Annotated in this window: 5 protein-coding genes and 1 riboswitch; of the genes, 3 read left to right on the forward strand and 2 right to left on the reverse strand. The window is 44.7% G+C overall.

The window, feature by feature from the left end; all coding sequences use genetic code 11:
* Nucleotides 1-89 precede the first annotated feature (89 nt).
* The gene (gene trmA, locus R7093_RS23725; RefSeq protein ID WP_047104456.1) at nt 90-1,199 is read right to left on the reverse strand and encodes a tRNA (uridine(54)-C5)-methyltransferase TrmA; all 1,110 of its coding nucleotides are present in this window, start codon (nt 1,197-1,199) and stop codon (nt 90-92) included.
* A gap of 184 nt (nt 1,200-1,383) precedes the next feature.
* A riboswitch (cobalamin riboswitch) is annotated at nt 1,384-1,584 on the forward strand.
* A 55-nt stretch (nt 1,585-1,639) separates the two neighbouring features.
* Between trmA and btuB the strand changes: the two genes are divergently transcribed.
* The 3 genes from btuB to murI are packed head-to-tail and all read left to right on the forward strand — an operon-like array spanning nt 1,640 to nt 5,062.
* Nucleotides 1,640-3,475, forward strand: a complete 1,836-nt coding sequence (gene btuB, locus R7093_RS23730; protein WP_115386359.1) for a TonB-dependent vitamin B12 receptor — start codon at nt 1,640-1,642, stop codon at nt 3,473-3,475.
* Nucleotides 3,476-3,534: 59 nt separating this feature from the next.
* Entirely contained in the window at nt 3,535-4,227 is a 693-nt protein-coding gene (locus R7093_RS23735; RefSeq protein WP_005378675.1) for an ATPase, read from the forward strand.
* Nucleotides 4,228-4,258: 31 nt separating this feature from the next.
* The gene (murI, locus tag R7093_RS23740; RefSeq protein ID WP_115386358.1) at nt 4,259-5,062 is read left to right on the forward strand and encodes a glutamate racemase; all 804 of its coding nucleotides are present in this window, start codon (nt 4,259-4,261) and stop codon (nt 5,060-5,062) included.
* Here the strand turns inward: murI and R7093_RS23745 are convergent.
* Nucleotides 5,025-5,480: an RNA-binding protein gene (locus R7093_RS23745; protein WP_017636066.1), complete on the reverse strand. Its 456-nt coding sequence runs from the start codon at nt 5,478-5,480 to the stop codon at nt 5,025-5,027. The genes murI and R7093_RS23745 overlap by 38 nt on opposite strands.
* Between the last annotated feature and the right edge of the window lie 271 nt (nt 5,481-5,751).

Consider the following 5,751-nt stretch of genomic DNA (forward strand, 5'->3'; position numbering starts at 1 on the left):
CTTTAAAATACAAAACGCCCGATGAAGTACATCGAGCGTTTTAGTTAAAAAGTGTCAACCCATATCAGGACGGGTCATGACGCCGTGGGTTACATTTTGCGTTCCAATAGCACGCCCGCTTCCATATGGTGGGTATAAGGGAATTGGTCAAACAGAGCAAAACGCGTCACGTTGTGTGTTTCGCATAGAATGTCCAAGTTCTCTTTTAGAGTTTCAGGGTTACAAGAGATGTACATGATGCGCTCGTAACCTTGCACCATTTTACAAGTATCGACATCCATCCCAGCACGTGGTGGATCGACAAAAATCGTATTGCAGTTGTAGCTCTTCAGATCTACACCTGCATCTTGTAGACGACGGAATTCACGCTTACCTTCGATCGCTTGAGTAAATTCCTCGGCTGATAGACGTAAGATTTGTACGTTATCAATCTTATTGGCGGCGATGTTGTACTGTGCAGATACAACCGATGGCTTCGCTAGCTCAGTTGCAAGAACGCGGTCGAAATTCTGTGCCAACGCCAGCGAGAAGTTACCGTTACCACAGTAAAGTTCTAGTAGGTCACCAGTGCTTTCTTGGGTACAGTCGACAGCCCATTCCAGCATCTTCTCTGCGACTTTGCCGTTCGGCTGAGTGAAGCTGTTCTCTACTTGTTGGTAGATGTAGCTTTGACCATTTACATCGAGCTTCTCGATCACGTAGTCGCGGTCTAGGACAATCTTCATCTTACGAGCACGACCAATGATGTTTAGATTGAAGCCTTCATCATTTAAACGCTGTTTAAGGGCTTTCGCGTTTTCAATCCACTCTTCATCAAGTTGGCGATGGTAAAGGAGTGAAACCAGAATCTCACCACTTAGCGTCGATAGGAAATCCACTTGGAACAGTTTACGACGTAGTGAGTCGTTGTCTTTCATCGCTTCAACCAATAGCGGCATCAGGTCGTTGATCAGACGGCTTGCTGCAGGGAATTGGTCAACACGGTACTTCTCACGAGTTTCTTGGTTGAACATGATGTAGTAAAGATCTTCGCCTTCATGCCAAACACGGAACTCAGCACGCATGCGGTAGTGCTGCTCTGGTGATTCAAACACTTCCAGTTCTGGCATGTTGTATGGCGCGAACATATCCGTGAGACGTTCGACTTTTTCAGCCAGTTGTTCTTGGTAGCGTTGTGGGTTTACATCAAGAGTAGCCATGATCTTACCTTTTATGGTGCATTCAATTTAAGAGCGCAGATTTTATTCAATCTCAATAGGATGTCCAGTTTTGTACTGGAATTGATTTAAAGATAGTGCGTACAGGCAGAGTAGAAAGCAAAATCAATCAAAACGTTACAACTTTTAAGGGCAATATTGGCTGGACAAATAATCAATAGCTGAATAATATTTGCCTCAAGTTGGTGCTATCTAGCAATCTAGATGGCTGAAATGGGAATCTGGTGTGAATCCAGAACTGACGCGCAGCGGTAAAAGAGAACGAACGCTCATCAGACACTGCATTAGTTTATGTGGGAAGTCGAGCAAGTAGGCGGTACACCCGTGCTCTTGAGTCCGAATACCTGCCAACAACTGAGCCACAGCACTGGACTGTCATGATGACAGGGCTCGGAAGGAATTACGCGATTTAGGACAATACAATGAGAAAATCCGCACTGGCGATAACTTTGGCATCGCTGCTTTCACCTGTCTCTTATCTACAGGCCCAAGAAACCTCCACTGACGAAACCATCGTTGTTACTGCAAACCGTTTTGAGCAAGCCGAAAGCCGTACGTTGGCAGATGTCGAAGTAGTTACTCGACAAGACATCGATCGCATTCAAGCGAAAACCCTACCAGATGTATTGCGTCGCCTTACGGGGATTCAAGTTTCACAAAATGGTGGTCGTGGTCAGTTAGCGTCTTTATTTGTTCGTGGAACCAGTTCCGACCAAGTTTTAGTACTGGTTGATGGCGTACGTTTTGCACGAGCAGCGAAGGGCGCTGTGGACTTTAACCAAATCCCACTTACTTACGTTCAACGTATTGAGTACGTACGTGGTGCGCGTGCGTCACTTTATGGCTCAGAAGCGATTGGTGGCGTGATCAATATCATCACCATTGCGCGTGCTGACGAAGAAGGAACGAAGTTAAGTGCGGGTTTAGGTAGTTTAGATTATCAAGAATTGAGTGTGGCATCTGGTATTAAAGTCACAGAGAGCGGCCAGCTAAATATCGCGCTTGGTAGTGAAAGTGATGATGGTTATAACGTTCGTCCTGTACCGGGAGTTAATGACGGTGATCGCCATGGCTTTGATACAAAGAATGGTCTGCTAGGTTACGTGCATAACTTCAATGACCAGTGGTCTGCATTTGGTAACCTACGTGCTTACGAAAATGTTTATCAATATGACAGCAGCTACGGCAGTCGCGGTTACTACGAAGCAGAAAAAGACGATCTTTCTGTCACTCTGGGCGGTAAGTATCAGTCTGATAATGTGATGTCAGAACTACAAGTAACGGCACAGAAACAGAAGTCTTGGAACTATGAGCAAGCAAAAGGCAAACACTCAGGTACTGAAGATGAACTTGAGCAGCAAAATGTCCAGTGGACCAACAGTTACTTGCTAAACAACAATACGACGTTGGCTGGTGGTATTGATTGGCGCAACGAGTCTTATAAAGACAAGAGTGCGAATAAAACGTTTGATCGTACCAATGGCGCTCTGTTTGGTATGGCAACCACCAGTATTGATAAAGCAATGCTCGAGGGCAGTGCTCGCCTTGATGATAACGAAGAATACGGTAGTGAGTTCACTTACAGTTTAGCGGCTGGTTACCAGTTTGTACCAGAGTTTGGGGTTAAAGCCTCTTTTGGTACTGCGTTTAAGGCTCCAAACCTATATCAACAGTATGACCCAACATACGGTGAGAAAGATCTGAAGCCGGAAGAGTCAGATGCTTGGGAGCTAGCATTCAGCGGTGATGTCCAAGGCGTTTTTTGGTCCGTCACGGGTTATGACTATAAAATCACGAATCTTATCGATTACCATCCAACCACATACAAATATTTGAATGTCGATGGTGAAACACATATCCAAGGTGTGGAGCTTGTTGCTGAGTTTGATACAGGGATTGTGCAGCACCAGTTGAGTGCAGATTATAAAGATGCTGAAGACGATAAAGGGCATCAGTTGCAGCGTCGCGCTAAAGAAGTGTATAAGTGGAATGCTTTAGTGAGCTTCGATAAAGTGGATTGGTCGGTTAGCTATCAGTACGTCGGTAAGCGTCCAGATGTGGATTACAGCACTTGGCCTTCACAAGATATTACGCTTTCTTCTTACTCGTTGATTGATACGGCAGTGACTTACTATCCGAATGAGTCGACCTCTATTAGCGCTCGTATCGATAATCTACTTGATGAAGAGTATGAGATGGCAAAAGGTTACCCCGCTGCAGAGCGAGCGTACTATCTCAACGTTGGCTACGAATTCTAATCGTGAATGAGCACAAACCGCCTTCGGGCGGTTTTTAATATTTTGTGGTGGAAAATCGAATGAAGAAACCCAAGCGAGTGGTGATCAGTTGGTCCAGTGGTAAAGATTCGACATTAACGCTTGAGCGCCTTAACGAGAATCCAAATTATCAAGTTGTCGGTTTGTACACGACTTACGTAGGGAAAGAAGTCCCTTTCCAAGCAACTCCGCTTGAAGTCGTACAAATGCAAGCAGACTTACTTGCGCTTCCGCTCATTACTATCGAGCTACCTGAAATCTTTCCAAGTAACGATATTTATCAATCGACCATCGTTAATGCATTACAAAGTAGTGGTCTGAACATAGAAGCTGTCGCATTTGGTGATATGTTTTGTAATGGCATTGCCGATTACCGACGCAGCTACATTGAACCTGTTGGCTGGGAATGCGTCTTTCCTCTATTAGGGGAGAGCAGCGAAAAACTAGCGATGGAAATCATAGAGCGTGGTATTCAAACTATGTTAATCACCATCGACGGAAGAGTTCTCCCTCCAGAATGGTGTGGTCGCTGGTATGACAAAGCCCTAATAGAGTCATTACCAAGTCAAATTGATCCCTGTGGGGAAAATGGTGAATTTCACACATTGGTCACGTCTTCGCCGTCTTTTCAAGGGCATATCGAGTTGACGAAGCGAGATGTAGAATCTGGAGATAGATTCAGCCATCAAAGATACCATGCTAAAGCATTGCCAAAACAAATCTACGCAGTATGATCGCAACGTTTCTGTTCTTTAGGTAAGGCTCGTGCGAGTAGCAAGTAAGAAAAAAGTCCTAGTTTTTGACTCCGGTGTTGGTGGCCTTTCTGTATTCCAAGAGATACATCGCCTATTGCCCCAGCTAGACTACTTATACTTATTCGATAATCAGGCTTACCCTTATGGTGAACTCGATCAGGCTGTACTCATTCCACGAGTTAACCAACTGGTCTCTTCATTAGTCGAAGAACACCAAGTCGACATTGTCGTCATTGCTTGCAACACGGCGAGCACCATAGTGCTTCCTTCCTTACGCGAAAATTTATCGATTCCCGTTGTTGGTGTTGTCCCTGCGATTAAACCCGCATCGCTTTTAGCATCAAAAGGGGTAGGGCTGATCGCCACTCCGGCGACAGTAACACGCCAATATACTCACGAGTTAATACGGGACTTTGCGCAAGGCAAACCAGTTGAGCTGGTGGGATCAACTCGCTTGGTAGATATGGCCGAAGAGAAGTTGCGAGGCAACAGCGTTTCTCTCGACGAACTGACAAATATCCTGCTTCCCCTTCGCGATAAAGTCGATGTTGCGGTGCTCGGTTGTACTCACTTCCCTTTAATCAAAGAGGAGATTCATCAAGCTTTGGGTGGGGACGTTACTTTAATTGATTCAGGCGCAGCGATTGCACGTCGAGTAAAAGCATTGCTATTAAGTGATGAAATTGAGGATACAGAAGAGGGAAGTAAGTCGATTTATGCCAGTGCAACTCCTTGGCAGGAAGATGCACTGAACATTTGTTTAAAGAAGCTAGGTTTTAATCCTGTTCAGGTTTACCACCATCCGGATGTTTAGGATCGTTCGCAATTCTCACTTTTAGCGTTCTCTCCATATATTCCTTTTCATTAAGTTTAGCGATAGCTGGCTTGGCATCTGCCGCAGCCATCACTACAAAACCAAACCCTCTTCTTTTTCCAGTACGCTTATCTTTCATTAAGCGTACCGCGTAGACCTGTCCATATTCAGCAAACAAATCGCGAACATGACTCTCATTGGCCTTATAAGGAAGGTTGCCGACATACAGCGTTTTAGTTGAAGGATCAGGGTCCGAAGATTGAAGAACAGGTGTTTTGCTAGAAAATGAAAAAAGAAAAGCAGTAGCGATAACACCAATGAGGAAGCTCAAGGCTGGTGGGATGATGAATTGAGAGAAGATGATTCCCCCAACGATGGCCAGCCCAACACATAAAATCAGATTTTTTTTAGACGTCATTTTAATTACTACACATAGTGATAAAGAGATCGATTGCCCATTAACAGAATAGACACATGAATCTTACGTATATGGTTGGTGTTTTTCCAACCAATTGCTGTGATATGTCTCAAATGTGACGAAGAAATATGCAAATATCGCACTTTTGGCTAATTTGTGACCGGTTGGTTTTTTATTTGCAAAAAACACTTGTACTAATTTCTCAACCCCCTATACTGCGCATCCACCGACACGGAGTGAGACGAAAGTCACACAGCGAGTCGGGAAGAGA

This window comes from Vibrio sp. 1580 (assembly GCF_033340055.1).

Coding starts and splice junctions, on each gene's coding strand:
- trmA (WP_047104456.1), bottom strand. CDS start 1,199: ATGGCTACTCTTGATGTAAACCCACAACGCTACCAAGAACAACTGGCT.
- btuB (WP_115386359.1), top strand. CDS start 1,640: ATGAGAAAATCCGCACTGGCGATAACTTTGGCATCGCTGCTTTCACCT.
- R7093_RS23745 (WP_017636066.1), bottom strand. CDS start 5,480: ATGACGTCTAAAAAAAATCTGATTTTATGTGTTGGGCTGGCCATCGTT.
- R7093_RS23735 (WP_005378675.1), top strand. CDS start 3,535: ATGAAGAAACCCAAGCGAGTGGTGATCAGTTGGTCCAGTGGTAAAGAT.